This is a genomic window from Pseudoflavitalea sp. G-6-1-2 (genome assembly GCF_012927185.1).
Taxonomy (GTDB): Bacteria; Bacteroidota; Bacteroidia; order Chitinophagales; family Chitinophagaceae; genus Pseudobacter.
Window position 1 is genome coordinate 143,514 of record NZ_JABBGB010000002.1, and the last position, 21,589, is coordinate 165,102.

Below are 21,589 nucleotides of genomic sequence, written 5' to 3' on the forward strand. Positions count from 1 at the left end.
TTATTTTTTAGGAGGTTCTTTCAATTCTGGAAACATCGTATTATCTGGTGTATATTCTTGATAAGGTACATCAATGTTAATGTTTCTTTTTTGAAGTTCATAAATTCGAGTATTCCCATCAAATAAGGTCCCAGTTTGTGTATTTAATGTGACTTTTTTATAATCTTTAGGCCTAAGTACGCTATTAATTAGCTCATCATTTGAAAGGGCTGAAATAGCTTTGTAATCAGCTGATTTAGTAATTGTTTCAATAGAATGTGTAAGTTTAAACTCATTTACCTTTTTCGTAAGATTTGAGCCCATCTTAAACAATGAAAATCCTGCTATTTGTGTGCCTTCCCGAACTGGAGCAACCCAACTAAGTTTTCCAAGTAGGCCTAATCCTTTATCACCAGCCCAAGCAGTTAATACATCAGTTCCTGTCTTAGCAAAGTATTTTGATCTTGAATACGCATCTCCATTAACTACTTCTTTTTTGAAGTTATCTATTTTCGGCTGAATTACATCATATGCCATTTGATCATTCCTGCCATCCAGATTACCAAATGTAATATCGGCGAAAGTTCCTAGAGCACTTCCTGCTTTCTTCCAAGTATCAGCCTTCCATGCATCTCGTGTGATAAATTTCCAAGTTGCAGTTGCAGATTCTTCAATTCCATCTGAAGTTCCATTTACAATCTTAGCAGTAGTTGAACCGAAAAGACCCGCTTTTGCCATTGCTATATGTGTGGCGGCTTCAAGTCCATCAAGATCTGTAGCTTGTATGGGTGTATTACTTGCAAACTGATATGGAGTTAATTCCGGATAACTTTTCGTAATCGGGTCCACACTTAAGAATTTACCAACCCGGACATCATATATCCTCATTCCATAATCCTGCTGCACACCTTCTCCCTTCACATCATCATCATTCTCCTTGCCATTAAACCCATATCTATATCCACCTAACCTCCATTTCCTCCCCGGCATTTGCATCCCAAATGGATAATAATCTGTTGCGCTAACCAACTCAGCCGCATAATAATCATTTGTTCCGTTTGCATCTGCATCAACGCCTTTTTTCTTGTCGAGTATTACTGCAAGTACATTCCCCAGATGATTACTTAGCTCATAACTTTTATTTCCTTCAAAGAATTGACTGGCCGTTGGTTCCGGTGCAGGTACTTTCCAGGCAGCCGTGCCTTTTATTATTCCCGGCTTCCACATTCCCAATCGGCTGCTTCCAAATAAATGCTGCTCTTCCCATTTAAGTGTGCCATCCAGCCCATTGTTATTTACAGGTGCGTCATAATCATATACAGCTAATACATTCCCTTGAGCATCTCTTACATAATAAGTTCTTTTTTCTGATGTAGTTTTTGATGATTTAGAAACTCTTTGCCCAGCAGCATTGTATGCATAGACTATCGGATCGTTACTCCCTTTCTTAATACTTGCAATCTTTCCAAAGGATGTCCACCTTATGGGAGACAAATTAGTACCACCGTTATGCTCGTAAATCAGATTCCCGATTTTGTCATACTTATAGTTGTCCGCATTCTGTGTTTCCAGATCTTCTGTATAAGCAGAATTCGGAACGGCATCTGTTATATAGTTTAATTTATTATTCTTCAGCTGACCATCATAAGTTTCATAATGATAAGTAAGATCATCCATCTTCCTTGCATTATCATCACCAAACCCGTTTCTCTTGTATTTAAGGATATTGCCGTTGGCATCATAACTGATATCTTCCAGATAATCTTCAGTAATGCTGTTTTTATCCCATTTTGAGCTGTTTGTCAATGGAATCTGATTATGCATTCGCATTGAAACAATACGATTCAACTGATCATATCGGTAGGTATATCCTTTTGCGGCTCCCAGTATAGAGGGGGCAATATGGATGGTAGCATTGCTGATATTGCCATTGTAGAGTGAAGCTCCTGTTCCAACATAAGGATTACCAGATTGGGTTACGTTGGGACTAAATTCTCTGGACAGCGCAAGCGCATCTGATTTTACAGGTTTGAAGTCTCCATCGAAATAACCTAATGTATAAGCCAGTTCATCACGTGCAGTTTCACTGTTTACATTGTTTGGAATGGCTATACCATCATTCCCAATATCCTGATTATTGTTAAGGTGATTGCCATTGATACCTTTCAACCATCCTGATAATGTATAGGCGTAATCTATGCCTTGCACTTTAGCGTTTCCTAGCTCAACTCTCGCCAACGGACCATGGAGGTAATACGCATAACTGGCATCCTTCTCCCAGCGATTATTGTCTCTGCTTGAAAATGCCCCTAACAATCTGTTCTCTGAATCATATGAATATTTGTAGAAGAATTGATCTGGCATACCCTTTTGGTAGCTTACCTGATTTACCTTTCCACTTATCAGATCGTACTCATAATCTATTTGCTTGATGCCTGAAGTTGGGTCAATTGCTTTCAACCCAGCAATCTCCTGATATATTCTTTTGGCATTTCCGGAAATATCATAAGAATAGTAAGTAACGTTGTAATCAGAAACACCTTTCGATGGGCGATAAACACTGGCACTAACCCGCTGACGCAGATTTTCCAATGTCATTGATTCCGCCTTGAAATCAGGTGCAACATCATATATGGTTTCTATAATTTCACGATCAGTTCCGGATGCATACCAGCTTTCCAATGCAGCCTTATTGAACAGGTTGACGCTCGAAACATCATCTCCTCCTACTTTCTCACCTGCTTCATAAGTTCTGCCAAGTGCATCATACTTAACATAACTGAATCTGTTCGCAGGATCTCCTACAATCGAAGGAGTTTTCTGCTCTGCATTCTGAGAGGCTGTTACTCTCGATAAACGATCATACCAGAATTGGGAAGCTCCTCCATCCGGTGATTCCTGTCTGATAATATTGTTGGTACTGTTGTATGCATAATTTGTCGGCAAACCATGTTTGGGAGCAAAGAATCTGTACACATACTCGTTAGTACTTCCCGGACCGGTAGTTGTTTCCCCACCAGCAGTTGGAATATTGAATCTGCCCCAGTGATTCAACGGTGCATTAACAGTTGCCAATGCCGGAATTACATTAAGGCATGAGTTTGCATAATTGCCTGCAACTTCATTATCAGTTAGAAGCCTGTTGTACAATCTTACATGCTTTAGTGCTGTGAGATCTTCAGGAGGTAGCCCGCCATTCGGATCTAACTCCATATCAACAGGATATGGAAGCGTTTGGTCTGCAGGAGTTGTGGTCAGTTTCTTGCCATCCAGATAGAGTGTCCAGGTATCTGTGTCAAACTGAGGTGATTGAGCCACCAGATGACTCCAGCTTTGAAGGGTAAACCCACTGATATCTGCAACTAGTTGATTGGAGAGAATGATGTTCACACCATTCGCATCTTTTTCAATCGAATACAATTCTACCCAAAGCTTCTTATTGTGGATAGCCGTCTGGAAAATAAAACTGGCGTCGGGTGTAACCCATCTCACATGCCTGTCGGTTCCCGATTGATTATTGTATAACCACAGTTCGAGAGACTTGCTGGTCTTTGCTTTCCAAAGAGTGCTGATGCTGTTTAAGGTAGCCGTTTTATCGGTAGATGTAGGGATGCCTGCGCCATTACAGCTCGCCGGATCAAAGTTTCTGTATTTATCCACTTCATCCATTTCTTCGTTGCTGAGGAAACGTACTCCTTCAGGTGGAATTGTTTTAACCAGATTACCACTCTGATCATAGTAGTAAAGTGTATAATGATATTCACGAAGTATGTCTTCCACATTTGAAGAAGCTGTTACCGACAGACAGGTTGAAATATATCTGTTGCGGAATTTCTTTCTCTCAAGTGTGATATAATAATCATACTCCTGCCCTGCCCTTTCATAAGCTCTTGTGAGTTGCTCTCTTGTGCAGGCCATTTCATCATTTATGATCAATGGATTTTCAGGTTTGTTATATAGAACAGCAGTAGGGTTAGATGTCTGCCTGGTTTTGTAGGTTTGATATTCTGTAAATCCAAGCGGATACCCCAAAGCCTGATTCATGAAGGCTGCATAGGTGTTATTATACAAATACGTTGCCACCGTCATATCTGGAAATGCAGACTGGAAGCTGTTTTCAAGTGTAGTTAATTGGGTATTATTGATAAACAGATCGTCTGTTGTCACTGCTTTTTTAGTAAATACAACCGGTTTTACAATATAGTCATCAGTGAATGTACATTGCGGATTTGCCTGGCATCGTGATTCGATATCGGCCAGCTCCTGCTCAGTAAGAATGTAATCATCTTCCAATTCATGTTTCAGGTATTCGTGGAATGTTCTGCCGAAACCAGAGGCAGCATATCTTGATCTTAAAGTTGCGATATTGGTACAGATATCCGAATTAAGATCTGCTGTATTGGCATTGTATTTTACAGGTTGTTTATCATAGGGATAAACGTTTTCGAGAATATAATGACTGAACCCTTTTTTAACAAGGGTACTGCCGATCACTGCACTGAATGCCTGCGCAAAATTGTTGTCTCCATTTGCGCTTACCTGCCCTGCGGGTAATGAATTGGCAATGGACATCGTGCTGCGTGGTGAAATCGCCAGCCATTTCAACGATACAGCCTCCAGGCGATCTGTAAGATTGGTGATTTGAACATCTGTTATAGCGCTGAATTCCGAATAATCATCACGAATTTGTTTGAGGCGTTCCTGCCAGTTTGCTTTCCTTTGAGTCAGTTCCTGAGTGAGTCCGTCTCTTGTCTGAGTGGTTACTTCCGCTTCAGTTGGCATGGTGGGATTAGGGTTTGCTTTACATGCCTTATAATTCTCAATATCCTGGTAATCCAGAAACACTCTTGCTTTTTGCGCATACAACTTTGCTCTTTCAATGTCTACTGGGCAACCTGCAGGTGGTTCGGGCGGACAGGTAACATCTAATATCTGGAAAGACTCTGATCCAAAAACGCATACTGGGTCTTGGGGGCGATGGATTGAAGTAACACGGGTTGCATCCTCTGCAATCATTGTTTCAGATACAATCGGCGTCAGCGTATACGTAAAATCATTGGTTTGTACGACCCCATTAGTACGCCTTGTTGTACGACGGATCTTAACTTTTGCTGTTCTTTTTAATCCACTTGGATGTTTATAGGCCACATATTGATCCCAGACATCATAATCGCAGCCTTCTTGTAATGTCCTTTCATTTCTAACCGGTAGTTCAAAGTCAAACTTAGTAGGACATGGATATATTGGAAGAGAACACTCTTTATTTCCAGTCATACTACCATTGCCAATAAAACAGTTAAGGCAATCGGGGCGTATTGCTTTTTTTACCTGTGTAAAAAACTTCGATTTCAGTTGTAGATAGAAATTGCGATACATCTCCCATTCCATTGTGGCAGATCTGCAAACGGCGGCCGACATGCTACAATTCCAGGATGTCGCTATTTCTGCATTAGTAGCCATCGGATTGGCTGGCTTGCAGTAAAGCAACCAATCGATATATTGAAGAATATTTTTGTCAGCGAGTGGGTAGCCAGCGTCATTTTTGGGTTGCAGAGACATGGTACTGGCGTAATTGGTAAGTGCCAGTGTCATGTCTGATTTTAGTGAAGCCCCCTCGCCTCCCGGACCAAAGAAAGGATCTTTATTCAACAGAGCAAGGATCGTACTGCGATCGAAGTATTGTTTATTGATGGCATCCTGCCCAGACAAAATCTTTTCTCTGAGCGTCTGATCCCAATCATAACTGGCTTCGATGCTTACGGCATTCGGCGCGGTTCCTTTGTATTTGCAAAACTCATAGCCGCAATATTCGACGTGTTTCTTAACCAATTCGTCGGCCCATTCGGGATGCACCTGATATTCTCTGATCAAATTATGAATGGACAGGCTTTTTCTATTTACAGTACTTCCATCGATGGCAGTGAATGTAAGATCAGGGATATCGGAATTTAGGAACAGCGGGATGAGGTTTGTTTCGCCTGATTCGCTGAGATACCATGTCTGAGATATTTTCTCAAAATCAACTCTGGCATACTGACCTCCGGGCCTCACCTGCTGCTTCATCTGTTCCAGATACATTTCACAGGAATTTGTTACTCCGCAAGGTTGCTGATCGCAATTGCTTTTGAGGGTATTCCATATAGCATCGATCCTTGCCGCAAGTGCATCACCCTCTGTTCCTGTTAAAGTGATGCCGGCAAAGCTGCCTTTATTCAAAATGTCCAGCACTTTGGAACGGAAGGTTTCCTTTGTGCCAAGTGTGGTGCATGCTTCACAGGTTTGATAACATCCAACCAGATCGAGTTTGTCCAGCTCCTTTTGGAAAAAATACTGAAGCTTCTTTAGATCGGTGTTGTTTTGGATATAGTAATCAGTCTGGTATTTAATCTGTGCTTCACTCAGCTGCAGGCTATATGTGATGGTGTATTCTCCAATGGCTGCCACATCTGCCTCAAATGATCTTGTGAAAATCGGTGCTGAAGGATTACATACCGCATCATTGCCTGTAAAAGGCACGCTGATATCAGATGCAACCGAAACACCACAATCATTTTTTACTTCAACCACCACATTGTAATAACAGTTGTTGCAGAGTGGCTGACGGGGGCTGCCATGTTGAGTAATTACCGAAAGCGGATTAACATCATAAAATACTTTAAACTTACCAGTCTGTGAAGCGAGAAATACTGCAGAGGCTTGTGTAATCAGAGTTGAAGTATTGCTTCTGAAATCCTGGCTGTTGATAACCCTTCGTTTTAAGAGCGTGGCAGATTCTGGGTTCGATAAAGATGGCAATGCTTCGAGATTCTTTGGTGCAGCACCCGCCAATGCAGATGCAATGGTTTTTCCTGCTGCATTCAGATAAGTCACACTTACCTGTCCGTTCGGATCCACTACCATATTCTTGAGATAATGAGAAGCGAAGCCTACCTCTGACCCAAAGAGCCGGTCAAGTTCTTTCTGTGCGGGTTTTCCATAAAAGTAATCGGTACTATGACCTGCTGAATTGCCAGTAGGTTGAAATGTACCACCTGCTGCCCATGTTCTTTTGACGCGGCCTGTATTATCGGCAGTGTATTGCGTCAATGAATAAGGTCGTTTGTCGGCATCAGGTACATATGCTGTAGAAGGATATATCGCAAGGTCAGTTGGGTTAAGAAAAGCATTTTGAGGAGAATAGTAATTGGATGCTCCACTTACCGTACTCATTTCTCCGGCGCCGGGTCCACAAATTGCGCTTGAAGATGAGAGCAAATCGATGTTTCTGAAGCTGAATGCCTGCCCTGTATTGCTTTTATTGACCGAAGGCAAAAAGTTAAGGCTGTTGCTTTTTACAGGTGCTGGCATTACCTGAACTGCAGGTCTTCCTAAAATATCATAAATAGTTTCCTGAACTATCGCTGTATTGCCAACCTGATTAGCGGACTCGTAATTGTTGTTGAGTGTTACCAGCTGTCTTTCTTTCAGGCCAGCATCGAAATATGATACAACTTCCTTTCTCTTTCCTTCTTCTGCAAAAGCAGCAGTATATTGATAATGAAGATTTGGCGCATGTGCATTAGGGATAAGATAATAAGCAGTTCTGCCCTGACCTCCATGGTATGCCCAGTTGGAAACATATCTGAATGAAGGGTTGCGATAGTATGTTGCACCTCGCACTCTGGCAAGAATATACCCTTCGCCATATGGCAGATTGATCTGATACGGCGGAGCCGTTACGGTTACTCTGCTGTAATCGTTTTGCATCCAGTTCTGTACCACCTGATATGGAATATTCACAATCCCGTTGCTGGTATAAGTTGTTTGTATCTCTTTTGCCTGCTGACTTTCGATATCGATGAAGGTCCAGTCAACATCAAAGTCTGCAGAGCCTGGAAAGTTGCTTGTATTCCAGTTGATCATTAGTTTCTGATCAGCTGGATTTCCGATTACAGGTGTTAACTGGATATCTGCTGTGATATCTTTAGTGAAAGAATATGCTCTGTCGATATTGATCTGATTCTTCAGGCGAAAGATCGCAGGGATATTTGTACCTAATTCGGGAGAAGTAATAGAGTTGATTTTCACAATAACCCTGAAAGCATTTTTGAACCAATACTGTGCTATGGTAGGGTTGACAGCGCCGGCTGCAGGATCGTATTTCACTACCAGGTCAATATTGTTGATTTCCTGAGGTGTGGTCTGCCCTTTAGTAGTATAATATTTTATGGATACGTTCAGGCTGCAGGTAAATAGTTTGTTGTAATAGTAAATCGGAACGTCATTTCTCAGTTCGAAGCTGATCAGGTTGTTTACAGAAGAGTTGTAAATCCTGTTCCACTCATTAGGAGTCAGGTTTGCGAATTTGTCGTCCTGTACCTCACAGAGATCATCTTTTTTGATAGTACCTGTAAGTGCATTGATATACGTCTCACCTGGTGCCTGGGCAAGAGTCAGTACAGGTAAACAATAAAGAAGGATAAGTATGAAATGATATCTGGTAACTCGTAACATATGATGATCGCTTACTCCGGAATAATATTAATGAAATGCCGTTATTGTTATCTGATCAGTAAAGCACTTTGAGTTCATAATCCTTTACTTCGCCGGTGAGTGTTGTTTTTCCACCGGTTTCAATAAGAATGCTGCTGATCATAGCCTGAATATCCAGGCCCGGAAATGGCGGATGAGTATATAGAATCTTTGTGATCCATGTTTCTTCATTGCTTTTGCCCATAGCCGGATTTCCTTTCCACCATTCGATTTCAGCTTCTTTGATCAGGTAGTTTGCCGGAGCATAAGAAAAGGAATATTTTTTTATGTCGGGCATCATGTCGTTTTGAATAGTCAGCTTCCTTTCCTTGCTATTACCTTCAACTGTTCCATTTGCATTAAAGGTGTTGGTTGTGCCTGCATCGGAGAAACTGTTGAGCATATGCGGTAATAATTTTTGCTGTTGCTGAGAGGCTGCAGCTGAGTCTACCTTCGATAATACAACTATTTGATTGATCGGATCGATCTGAAGAAGCCTGTTGCCATCACTGAAGGTCTTATTGCCACCAATGGAATAAAAAAAATGTGTTCCCTTGCTGAGGAGCACCATTTCATTTTGTTCTTTCTGTATCCCCGGATGCTTGCTATCGAAGAGACGAATAGTTCCTTTGATGTAAAGGCCTTCTTTAAATTGCTGGTATCGTTCAGCTATTTTCTGCCACTCACTGTTGGCATCCGGTAGTTCTTCTGTTGATTCAGTTTTTGGAATGAACCACCCTTTGGCAAGTGCAACGGATGCTGTTGTTGCAATTCCCAATCCGAGTGAAAGAAGAATAAACTTGTATTTTGATTTCATGATATTATTCTGTTTGCTGGTAAAGGGAATTGTTAGGGTGTTCTTTTTTTCATGAACTGCCTGGTTTCCTTGATGAGCATTATTCCTCTTTCGGTTTCTTTCTTAACTCTTATTGGCGTTCCTTCTGCATCATATTCGAAGAATGTGGCGAAGTTGTTTTCATCAAGCTGTGCCATCAATCTGTAGTTATTGTTGTCATATACATAGGTGTTCATCTTAGCCTCTTTGGGCATAATGCGGAGATCATCTATATATACTGTCGACCACTCAGTTTTATTAATCGACAGATTAATTTTATAACTACCATACAGAGGAATCTCTACTCTTTTCCAACCTTCAACCATCGGGAAAATTTGACCCTCAAACGATTTTAAACCGGTTTCTGTACGGACAGTCATGCTACTAATCTTTGGGTTTGGATCGCCGTCATAAACCCAGAAACTCAGGACGTATTCTTTACCGTAAACTGGTCTGAATCCTAGCGCTAGTTCATTGTCGGTCGCAAACCAATTTGAATTAATGCTTTGGACGTATGGTTCTTTGGGAACAATCAGACCGGGGTCTTTTTGTTGTATTTTCAACTCATTCAATAGGACTGAATATTTTCCACTGTGTGCTACGGCATTTGTGATGCAGGATGATCCCAGGCAAATACTGTTGTCTGCGTTTTTTGTGTAGCCAAAGTCTAGATGGCGATATACAGGGCATGCTGTCGATCCTTCCTGTTTATATTGCTGGTAATCTTCAAAACTATCAAACGCAATTTCATTTCTGCGCGCATTGGCTGCAATGGCTACCGGGTATGAATCATTGAACCCATACAATGCGGAACTGAAAATCATATCTGGGATTTGCGTTCCCCAGCTTTGATTTTTTACAACACGTGGAATTGCAGTTTCAATTTGATTCCCCCTACGATCAAAGAAAATGTTTCGGCTATCCCACAGCCACCCTGTAGATGATGTTGTGCCTGCTATTTTTACATTGGGATTAGGCACAATCTTATTTATTTGATTGAAAGTCCAGAATGGCGTGAAATCCTTAAAACTTCCTGATTTACGGATGTCTGTACCTCCATTCTGATCAGCCAAACCTTTTTCCTGTGATCTGTCGATCGCATAATGAAATGCTGTATCCTGTCTCCAGTTACCGAAAATGCCTTCGTAATATGGGTTCATTGGGTACTCATTACCACTGCGACAAATAGGTACAGTGCGGATGATCTCATCGCCTTCGATGTGAAAAGACATTAACAAACGCATTTCGCTTACGGTAGGATTGGGTTTGTTTGGGACATAAATGAAATCGATAGTGTTTGAATAATCGTCTGGATGAATGTCGAAGTTTACCCTCGCCATCCAGTTATGATGTGGTACAACAAAATACCTGCCTTCATTTGCTGTTCTGTTAAACAGTTTGCTTTCCATCGCTGCTGACGACAAGGGACTTTTAATCAGGTTGTTGAATTCACCGGAAACATAATCGAAGACAATTTTGAATTTCCCAACCATGGCAAAATCATTTGCATAGATTTCATATCCCGACCCGATTTGTCTGGGGTTATTCATATAGTATTTGGGACTTGTTCCGGATTCACCAAATTTGGCAGGTACATTAGTATTACATTCAGGTTTCGTGTCTGTATCATCATTTCCTTCAGAAAGGAGTGTATTAGCATCATAAGCCTGAGAGGAAGAATAACTGATAGCACGCTTAACAACCGGTGCCTGCGGATTTGGGCAAGTAATAATCAAACCATAAATCAACTGCGGCAAACACACTTCATAAAAATCTGGATTGAATTCTTTTTTCGTGTCTGGCCGATATGGTAAGGGCATCTGCCAAACATCCTTATATTTTGTTGTGCTTGCATCCAGCACTTTATTGGAAGCGTTGATCTCAATTCTTGTAACTCCATTGATTGTTACTCTCGGATCTTTCAACATTACAACTGTACCTGCTACAGCTCCTGTCAGATTCCGGAAGCCAGATCTGATCACTTTTATTGTATTGAATGGTGTAGTGGCCGGTTGATTACCCTGTTCATCCTTTAGCCAAAGTTCCTTGTCTGCTTTAACTACCCAACCTTTTGTAGAGAGCTGTTCATTTGCTACTTCGTCGCCAGTTTGCAGACCAGTATGAGTAATTTTAGTGCCAGGATTAGAAGGATCCATTATTCTTTTACGAGCACCAATAGTCCGGTAAGCTCCTCCCATTCCCTCATTTCCATCAACCATATGTGCCGGATAGCTGAATGTATAAATGTTATCATTGAATTCATTCTGGCTGCTTGTCATTACCACATTTCCGGATTCTCCATCCCAAACCAGATTCTTCGCTTCTATCACTGATCCGTTCTTCATAGTACGTACCTTCTCAACAATTCCATACTTGTGAATCACTTTTACAGTTGAAACTGCATTGTAGCTATCAATGGAAATGCTTGGAGTAATACTGAGTCCTTGAAACCACACCGGGATAAGCCATGCAGGAAAGAATCCTCCGTAAGTGCCTATCCCGATTCCAATAGATTCACTGCTGCTTGCTCTCAAATCAGTAGCATGGTCCATATCCATTCCTATGTTCAGATTTTCTATCGTGCCATCAGGCTGCAACACCTGTACATTATTATCCAATTCCTTGGTTGCCGCATTCTGATCTTTGACTTTGTAGAAATACTCTGTAGAAGATATTTTATCACCTCCTTGATTGAGAACGCTTACTGATTTTGGCTTGCCATGCATATCATTCAACTCAACTTTGAAACCCTGTGAGTTGGCTACTCTGTTGATTGCGGTACAGGTGAAAAGGCGAAGGATCATGCTGTTCTCATAATTCTGATTATCCAGCGGAAGATTGTCTACGATTGTGGGAAAATCACGGGCTGTATAGAATTCATTTACCACAGAACCGGTATGCTTTTTATTTTCGCCTCCACTCTGAAGCCAGTAATGGTCAACAGTCATTACCGTTACCTGGCTATATCCCACCTGGGGGGCAGGGAAAAAAGATTCACCAAATGGTTTTTCGATAAAATGGTATTTGTCGGTTCCCCAATGTACTTTTTCAACATAAGGCACAGGTTCTCTGAATGGATTCTCATCATTGCCAATCTGTGGCTCATACGATGCTACTCCTGAAGAAACCTGTTTATCTCCCTGTTTTACTGTGTAGTCGTACAAGAGCCCCGTTACAAGTTTCTCTCCTCCGGCCATTTTATCCCATTCATCGCTCATCTTTATGAGCCTCACACGTGCACCACCGCCGGTTTTAGCCAGTAAAGGATGGCAGTACAACCGGATAAAACTTTTAGACAGCTTGATCTTATCTGCAAAACCTTTATTAGCTGCCTTTTTTTCGAACGATTGAACCAGCTCCCGTGCCGAGCCAACAGCAGCCACGATGGATCTTACGAGTGCTTCCACTGACTTACCAAATCCATCTGCATCAGAATTATCATATCCATCGTAAGCAAATTGCGGAAGATCTGTTTTGAGCATCTGCCATGAAGCATATGCGATAGGATTATATCCCTTAACCTCAGTTAATGGAATCATTATACGGGTGCCTGAGATCTTTTCGAATTTATTAAGATCTGTTTCGATAGAAGCATGCCCCTGTACGTTTTCAAACTTCGATCTGTTGTTGAGATCTGTATGAACTTTGTAATAGATCTTATCGAGTACCTGCCCGTCTGCACCTGTAAGGTAGTTGTCTCTGAATTCTTCTATTGTTGCCACAGCCTTAGGGAGTTCAACTATTACTCCTTTGGCATGCACGAGTCCGCTTGCTACATCTACCCCACTAACAATTGTACCATTGCCTTGCTTGATTCCAACAATGGAAAACAAATTCATGGCTCTTCTGTTCTGTACATGCGAATAATCGTCTGCTTCGTATTCGATGTCGATGATGCTGCCGGTAGGCGTTTCTATTTTGTTGAGTTGCCAATGAGACGCAAACCAGTCGTTCAATTGTTTTACATCATATCCGGCCTGTTCATCGGGTTGGAGTGTATATGGAAATTCTGCGTTATTGAGTATTCTGGTTGTTCCGTTGGATCTCTGACGATTGTAAAAACTTTTCTTTAGCGTACCCCATCGGTCTGCCTGCCTTTCGCCATATTCATCTTTTGCATCATCATCGTTCTGTGGAATTGCAGGAAGTCCCGATATGTTCATTGCTGATAAAGGGCGATTATCATAATGGAATACATACGGGTTAGATTTTCCGCGTTTATTTTTGCCAAAGGTGAAATATACCTTACGCAGGGTAAGTTTTCCTTTAAGCAGATTGATATTTCCCTTGCCTTCTGCATCATTAACATTGCAGTCAGCTGCCGGATTTCCGTTTTTACCAACACATTCCCCGGAGTTGTTTGGCATGTTGGGGCTGGTAGAGTAGTCGTACTCGAAGTAGACGGATTTTACCGGTACTCTGTTTGGCTTGTCCTTTTCCATCTCAGCTTTTGTGAACACACAAATGCTGTCCAGTTTATGTGGCCTTACGGTTGTACTCATGCCTCCATTTTCATCTTTTACCCCCATCCCATCTTTTCGCTCAGATGTATAGAAGAATGCTACCATTTTGGTGCTGGTGATGGAGTCGAGATACCACAGCTCTTTCTTTCCATACGTATAGCTGGCTTTGTCATCTTTCGGATCACTCTGAAATCCTTCATTGTAATGAGCTGAGTTGGCAGCGTAGGGAGCCCTCCATTGATATGGGTTATCTTTTGTTGCAGTTTGCTTATAATCGAATTTTATAGCAGTGCCGAAATCATCATCTGTTATACCATTATTTGTGCGGTCGATATAGTCCGGCGAAAGAATACCTGTTAGTAACCACGAGGTTGCATATGGAGGAATGGTCTCCCGCGAAAACATATTGTCGCGGCCTTGTGAATTCGAAAGAGTGTTATCAGTTGCACCATAATTGATCATCCCTGTTCTTCTTGCTTTTTCTGCCACGGATGCTGAGGGAGATGCCACGGAAAAAGTTGCTTCGCGTTGAGTGGTGTTGTATACAGGAATACCATAGACCATTCTTTTACCTTCGGTGTCGGTAACTGTCATTTCCGATATATGATGCGACTTGCGAAATGAATCATCGACTCTGGACTGGCCATTGATCTTTTTTTCCAAACCAAATGTAGTTGCTTCACTGGCATTGAGATAACTGAGAATATTGGTTCTTTTTTCTCTAATCGATTTTCTGAAATCGACCGAGTTTGACTGAGCTTCCCTTGTAGGGTCATTGTTATCCCGGTACTTAACTATAGGTTGGGCATATAGTTTTTTCCCTTCCCGTTGCAGCCCTACTTTAAGTGTATTCTCTTCAAAGTTTCGTTGCCAGTATTCTTTGTCAACAGCAGTTAAATCACCACTGCCTTTGAACCAGTTTACTTCCTGATCAATATCGATTTGGTTATAATCAATTTCAGCATTTGCGAGATAACGATTGTTGTTTGTCCATTTTTCAGTCACTGATCCACCCTCCGTAAAGTTCAGTCTGGCCCCGAATTGTGCAGCCCAGCCACCACCTATTGTCAATCCAAAGCTTTGGTTGGTTGTTTGATTAGTGAATCGTTTATCAAATACAACATAGTTTCCTCCAAAGAATGGACGGAATTGTTTTGATCCGGCCTGACTGGTAGCCAGAAAAAAGTCTTGTGTGGGAACAGGGATGCCAATAGCAGGAGCTCCGGGCACGAAAGTGCCGTCTTTTTCACGATTGAAATCGAGCAATGCACCAGTATTTTTTCTGCCATTCACATAATTCAGATAGCCATATGCCGGTGATGACATTTCTCTTTCTGCAATTCGTTCTGTTACCACATATCCTTCTCCACCAACGCCTATATATCCACCAAAAAAAACAGGGCCCAGATCAAAACTGAAACTCTGGGAATAGTTGAAAGTATTGCTTGTAAAGCTTGGTGTATAAGTATTTCCGAAATAATTGGTGGCAGAAAGATCAACTGAATAAGTAGTTCCTCTGTATCTGATGGGTGAAAAAGACGCTCCCAATGAAGTTTGTTTCAACCCACTTCTTGTATTATAGTGAAGTGATCCGGATAAGCTGCCGATTGTTGAGTTATCGTCGCCATCGCGCTTTACACTAAACGAAAAGGATGGAGCTACGGAAAATCCAGCTCTGCTATCTCCTGTAAAATCCAGTCCTGCGTTGAGTGCAGAGCGTTTGCCCATTTCCTGCACAAAATTGAGGCTGGCGCCTATTTCTGCTCCAATGCCGTAATAGTTGTCTCTATATACGCCCAGTTTGATTGCGGCTCCCACTCTTCCTAATTCCCAACCAAATAGTGTTGGTTTAACAATTACTCTTCCACCATATTTGATGAAATCTTTACGTGTATATTCTTTTTTTACTTCATCTTTTGTAAGTGCACTCCCATTGAAATCATCCGGCAAACCACGCAGATTCCTCGTAATAGAACCCACATTCAGATTCCAGCCCGCTCCTACCCAGCTGGCTTCATCATCTACTCCTTCTCCGGAACTATACGCCAGATTGATCGGATATCCTCCCACATCCAATAACGGAATATTGTATTTCATATCCCCTGAAAAAAGATCCACCATATCACCGGACGAGGCTGGTTCGAACTTTTGCATTTCCGGTTGTGCGGGGCCGTTGGTAACTGCCAATGCCACAGTAGGCCAGCATGTTTGCACTGATAGGATAATCAGGAAAAACCAGGCGGTTATTTTTCTGCTTCTTTTGTTCATGATCCTTTGATCTTATTGGATGAGTCTTTTTTGTTTCAACGAAATGATCATATTGCTCCAGCCATCGGCGGCACTTCTGTAAACAAGTGTATCCGGGACTTTGCCTTCTGTTACAGGAAAAACAAGTACTCCCGAACCCAATCTGGTATCAGCATTCTGCACCGGATGATAGAACACCGGCTCCACAGAGTCTCCGTTTATAACAGCCCTCCAGTTTTCTCCCATATGAAACTGATAGTACACAGATCGGTCTTCATCTATCTTCGGTTGCTGTACATTCTTTGTATAGGTACTGTCGAAGAACCCAACCAGATAGGAAGCAAACTGTTTGTCTTCCTCGTCACTGGTGATCTGCATCACCTGTTTGTTCTTCACGGGATCCAGATAGAAGAAACTACCCGGACTAAAAACCTCGATAGTATGTTTTTTTCTCTCCGGTTCAGATTTGCAGGCATGCAGCATCATCACTGCAATAGCTATTGCCACAACCGGAACCTTACTCGGTTTCATCTTTATCTTCATAAACAAATCGTATGATAACTGCTGTTTCATTATGAGGGTACACTTTGAGCAGGTATTGTTTTCCCGGCTCAAGACCTGCTTCTGTAAGGTCTATGTCGATCTTGTTCAAACCTATTATCAGCGGCACTTCCGGCAGGTCTTTCATTGGTTTTGAACCATCTGCCATGTCGAGTACCGTATAGTTGAGCTTCTTAATGTTGTACGCATTGTACAGCGAGAATTTGAAGATCCTGTTGGCAATGTAGTAGTTGCTGTTCACCATACTCTTCAGTTCACGATAACTGTCGAAGGGTTTTGATTTGGCAGGCTCTTTACACTCCACCGTAAACTCCCATATCTCCGATTTCGATATCAGCATTCCCTGCTGCATCGCTATCACCTGCCAGCAATATGTTTTGCCTTCCTGCAGTTCTGGTCTGTTGGAGGGATAGTTGATGGTTGTTCCGCTGATATTATCCAGCAACAGCAATGGTGCATTCATCAGCAGGCTTTCCACGGAGCTTCCGTTTGTTTTTTCTGTGAGCAGCAATCTGAATTTCATCGAAGGATGAAACGGCAGCGGAGGTTGCCAGCTGAGCACCGGTCGCTTCTGACAGATTCTGTCCTTATCAGCCGGACTGATCAGCGAAATAGGCACCAGTGGCAGTATCTCTGCATCGAAGCAGTCTTCAGATTCAACACTGTTGTGCTGTGTTTTGAACTGAAAACAATAGGAATAATTTCCGGGTGGGAAATTTCTTGTTTGACTCAGTACACTGGCGAACGCATTATTCGCAAATACGAATTTGCTTCCCTTGAATGCTGTAAGCGGAAACTGGCTGCTGCCTGTTGCTACAGAGAACTCAGGAGTAGTGATGTTCAGTATGCGCTGACGCGTGGTTGTTTCCGTAACAATGATCTCCACAGATCCGAAAGACGGCGCTCCGGAGAGATTCTGAATGCGGAAAGATCCCAGCCCGTCCACTGATCTGCCAGCTACTTCCGGTATGAACAGAAAGTTCAGCTGGGCTTTCGCTTGTATTGCAACGAGCAATGATGCAACACATATGGTCAATAGTTTTTTCATGCTTCTTCCGGAATTTATAAGTTCATGCGCATGGCTGCGGTTACGAAAAATTGATCAGCCATTTCCTGCCTGATGATCTTCACAGCTTTCTTGTAAGAGACCTCCAGATCGAGGTCTATCCGCTCCATGATGGATGTGGAGAACTGCTGCCTTCCTCCGATCTGTTTGTTCCAGCCGGTATTGGCATAGTAGCCCAGTCCGCTGCTCATTCTGATTTTTGAAGATGCATTGTAGGCGTAGTTCGTCTCTGCTGAGAACATCGATGTATTGAAGAGATAGTCTTTATTGTCAGATCTGTTTACCAATATGGTGAGTGATAACGGAGCTTGTTTTATCAGCGTGGTGGCTGTGTAGCTGATGAGTGTGTTATTGCTCTTGTAACTGCTATCCTGCAACATCGGCATGTTGAAATGCATGCGGCTGATTAGCACATTGTTGATCAGTTTCCTTGAACCGATTCTCACTGTATAGTTTCCGTCTGCCTGCCATCTGGTATTTGCTCCGGAGGTGTTTCCATTGCCGAATAATTTCGAATGGAAATCACTGCGTTGGTAAGTAAGGTTTACGCGGTTGTTGCGCGTGAATTTGTATCCGAACTGAAACTTATTGCTGAATGCCTGATGCGTATATCTTTTGGCCGGATCGAATACCTGACTCTTGAAATCCGTTGCATATTTCACCGAGAGTTTCCGTTGGAGAAACTGTCTTCCGAATCCGAAACCTACCTGTGTTTCACCGCGGCGCAACAGGTAATTGCCGGGGTTGTTGTAGCCCAGCCCTACTTTCTTGAAGAATACTTTTACGTCGCTTTCTTTTATCTGTCCGTCGTAACTCAGCATGCCGGCGTAGTTGGATTGACCTTCGTTGGAAAACACTTTGCTATGTGCGTTGGATTTAGCGCCATTGCCCTGCCCCATCGATCCGAATGATTTGGAGAGGTCTAAGCCAAACTGATGCTGGCCTGCAGAATAGCCTGTATGCAATGTGATCACTGCATCTCTTCTCGCCAGTGCAGATGTGTAACCCGGTCTCATAGCAACATCGGCTATTTCCTGTCCGTTTGTATTTTTATAATCATAGAAGTTTACCGACACGGTTTGTTCAATCGGGCTGCCGGATCCGGTGCCGAATTTGAATCCGGTTACTGAAGAATATTCAGAACCGATATTGTTCATCAGTCCGCCCTGTAACCAGTTATTGGGTGTATTGTTCTTCCCGTAGATGAATCCAACATTGGCTTTCTTGCTTTTGTATTCTGCATTGATGCCGGAGTTGACCAGTTGTTGCATGCCGAAATCGCCCGATTCTACTGAGTTCTGGCCTATGTCGAATTTCTTCATGCTCATGAATACCTTTTGCAGGGTACTGAGCTCTGCATGATCTCCAATCACTTTTTCGAGATTGGCAGGATCTTTCAGAAAGCTGTTGAATTTGTCTGGTGTAAAGGGCAGATGGCTCTGCAGCTGCTGAACGGTTTTGTTGCCGGTGAATTTTTCTTTCCAATGGAGCACTTTAGCATACATCTTTTTCAGTGTCTCCATTTTTTCTACCACTGCTTTGTCGGTTTTTCGGCTCGAATCGGTTTGGTCCGGTTGCTGAAGCCTGATAAGGCTTTCTTCGTATTTCAACCGGTCTGATTCTGAGAACAGCAGGGTCTGCGTTCTGGACAGGTCGGTTTTGGACAGGTCGCCTATTTCAGAAGGTATCGCAAGGGCATTGTTGTATTCTTTCTGATAAGTCTGCTGCAATTGCTGCAGTTCCTGTTTCAGTTGCTGTTCGTATTTCTGACGGATGGCTGTTATGCGTTGTGTGGTAGCTGCCAGCACTGCATCCGGACTGATTTTTTCTGTAACCTGTTTTCTGAGTTTCTCCAGATATGCCTTTTGGTCGAAATTGAAACGCAGTAGTTTTTCCGGATTCGGATTGTTGAACGAATACACGTCGTTGTATCCATTGAAAGAGAAATTGAATGGCATATTCAGGAGTGATACCCCTGCACTCGCTTCATAGCTGAATACGCTGTTCAATCCATGGAATGTTCCGGAATCCGCGCCAGTGGCATCTTTCATGTAAGCATACCCGGCTTTCACTGCAGGCAGTTTGGCGGATACTTTTGGAGTGCCGGAAAAAAGAGAAGGCTTGAGATTGTTCAATCCGGGAATAGCCGCTGCGGATTTCAGGTCTTTCAATCCGGACTTCAATTCATTGCCTGGCATGGAAAGCAAATTTTTTGCCTCCTGCTTTACACCATCTTTAAGCTCACTGGCTTTGGCTTTGATCTGAATGCCGGCTGAATCCAGTTTTCTCTTAACAAGCGAACTGTCTTTTGACTGGGCATATATACACTGGGCAGGCAGGGTTCCTATAAGCAGAACAACTGCATATCTTATAAATTGCATCCAAAGGGGTATTATCGGGAAACAATAATCAGTAGAAAATTTCCGTAATGATCACAACAAAACTGACTTTGGCAATCAGGTTAGCGTATGTAATGATGGGGGAATTGTGGAAGTAAGTTGACTGGCCATACTGGCAAATCGAGGATAGGAGGTATTAAATGATCTCATAAAAGATAATTGAGGTTTGGGGGCTGGCCGAGACAAAGGTGCCCCCTTTTGTGAATCCGGAAAAAAAAAGAAATTCACATAGTAGAAAACTCCTTCATTGCAGTTGAAGTTGTTCATGCCGATGCAGGAAGGACCTATTCTTATGCAGATCAATGTTGTGTAACCAATAGAAAATTACCCAATCACCTTAGTGAACCGCCGCATCTCTTCCATCGTGCCTACAGTAATTCTGGTCCACTTACCCATTGGTTCATACATATAAGTTCCCTGCACATTATGTTGCTTCAGCAATTCAAAGTAATCCTTCTGATATCCTTCCAGTGAAAAGTATACGAAGTTGGTATGAGACGGAATGCTTTTCAGTTTCAGTCTGTTCAGCTGCTCAACGGTATAGGCTTTTACTGTATCGTTCTGCTGCCTGCAATGTTTCGTGAACTCAACATCTTTCAAAGAAGCCATCGCCGCTACGCGGCTCGCGAGGCTGATGTCTCCATTGCTCCAGGTCTGCAACTGGCTCAGGGCCTCAATTGTATCAGGATGCGCCAGCGCATACCCGATCCTCGCGCCTGCAAGGCCATATATTTTCGAGAAGGTTTTGATCACCACCAGATTCTTATTGGTGTTCACAAGTGAGCTCATGGATGGCTCGGAAGTGTATTCGATATATGCTTCATCCACCACTACTGTTACGCGCTTCGATGCTTCTGCAATGAATGCTTTCAGCTCAGCTGTTGTACAGATACTGCCTGTAGGATTATTGGGATTGCATAGATAAACCATTGTTGTGTCTGCACGCATGGCGGATAACATTGCGCTAAGATCTTCTTTCTTATCTGCCGTCAACGGAACTGATATTTTTTGGAAGCCGTTCTTTTCCGCCAGCTTACCCCAATAGGCGAAGGTTGGTTCGCTTACCACGAAACTCCCTCTGGAAGTGCCGTTATATCTTGGCATCAGATCGAGTAGCTCGGTAGAACCGGCTGTTACCAGCACATTGTCTGCACCCAGCTCATGTTTTGCTGCAATCGCTGCAATAAGATCGCTGCTTACATCGAAATTATACCGGTTGCTAAGTTTCAGTACTGCCGTCATCGCTGCAATAGCGGCCGGTGAAGGCCCATATGGATTTTCATTTGAACTCAGCCTCAGCACAGCGTCAGCGGTATCCAATGCTTCGTGCTGTTCGTGAAAAGTATCGGTAAATGATTGCAGTGGTAACAGGCTGATACCAGCCATTCCCGCTCCAACGTACTTCAGCCATGTTCTTCTGTTTGCAGACATATGGGGTATCATTATGGGTGAATTATATGCTCAGTGAATATACCGGTAAGCATCCGGATCTGATGTCCGGATTATATGAGCGGTTGCTTTTGTCGGT

General features: G+C 42.7%; 7 protein-coding genes. All 7 read right to left on the reverse strand.

The window, feature by feature from the left end; translation table 11 throughout:
• The 7 genes from HHL16_RS10325 to HHL16_RS10355 all read right to left on the reverse strand — a co-directional run bounded on the left by HHL16_RS10325 (window position 1) and on the right by HHL16_RS10355 (window position 21,492).
• Entirely contained in the window at window positions 1-8,472 is an 8,472-nt protein-coding gene (locus HHL16_RS10325) for an RHS repeat-associated core domain-containing protein (protein WP_169425132.1), read from the reverse strand.
• A gap of 55 nt (window positions 8,473-8,527) precedes the next feature.
• Entirely contained in the window at window positions 8,528-9,307 is a 780-nt protein-coding gene (locus HHL16_RS10330; protein ID WP_169425133.1) for a hypothetical protein, read from the reverse strand.
• A gap of 32 nt (window positions 9,308-9,339) precedes the next feature.
• A complete protein-coding gene (locus HHL16_RS10335) occupies window positions 9,340-15,054 on the reverse strand; it encodes a hypothetical protein (protein WP_169425134.1) in 5,715 nt (1,904 codons plus the stop codon).
• A gap of 1,014 nt (window positions 15,055-16,068) precedes the next feature.
• A complete protein-coding gene (locus HHL16_RS10340) occupies window positions 16,069-16,578 on the reverse strand; it encodes a hypothetical protein (protein ID WP_169425135.1) in 510 nt (169 codons plus the stop codon).
• Entirely contained in the window at window positions 16,553-17,644 is a 1,092-nt protein-coding gene (locus tag HHL16_RS10345) for a hypothetical protein (protein WP_169425136.1), read from the reverse strand. Before HHL16_RS10345 ends, HHL16_RS10340 begins: the two co-directional genes overlap by 26 nt.
• A 14-nt stretch (window positions 17,645-17,658) precedes the next feature.
• A complete protein-coding gene (locus HHL16_RS10350; RefSeq protein WP_169425137.1) occupies window positions 17,659-20,043 on the reverse strand; it encodes a hypothetical protein in 2,385 nt (794 codons plus the stop codon).
• A 342-nt stretch (window positions 20,044-20,385) separates the two neighbouring features.
• Complete coding sequence (locus tag HHL16_RS10355) at window positions 20,386-21,492, reverse strand: histidinol-phosphate transaminase (protein ID WP_169425138.1); 1,107 nt, start codon at window positions 21,490-21,492, stop codon at window positions 20,386-20,388.
• Window positions 21,493-21,589: the final 97 nt, after the last annotated feature.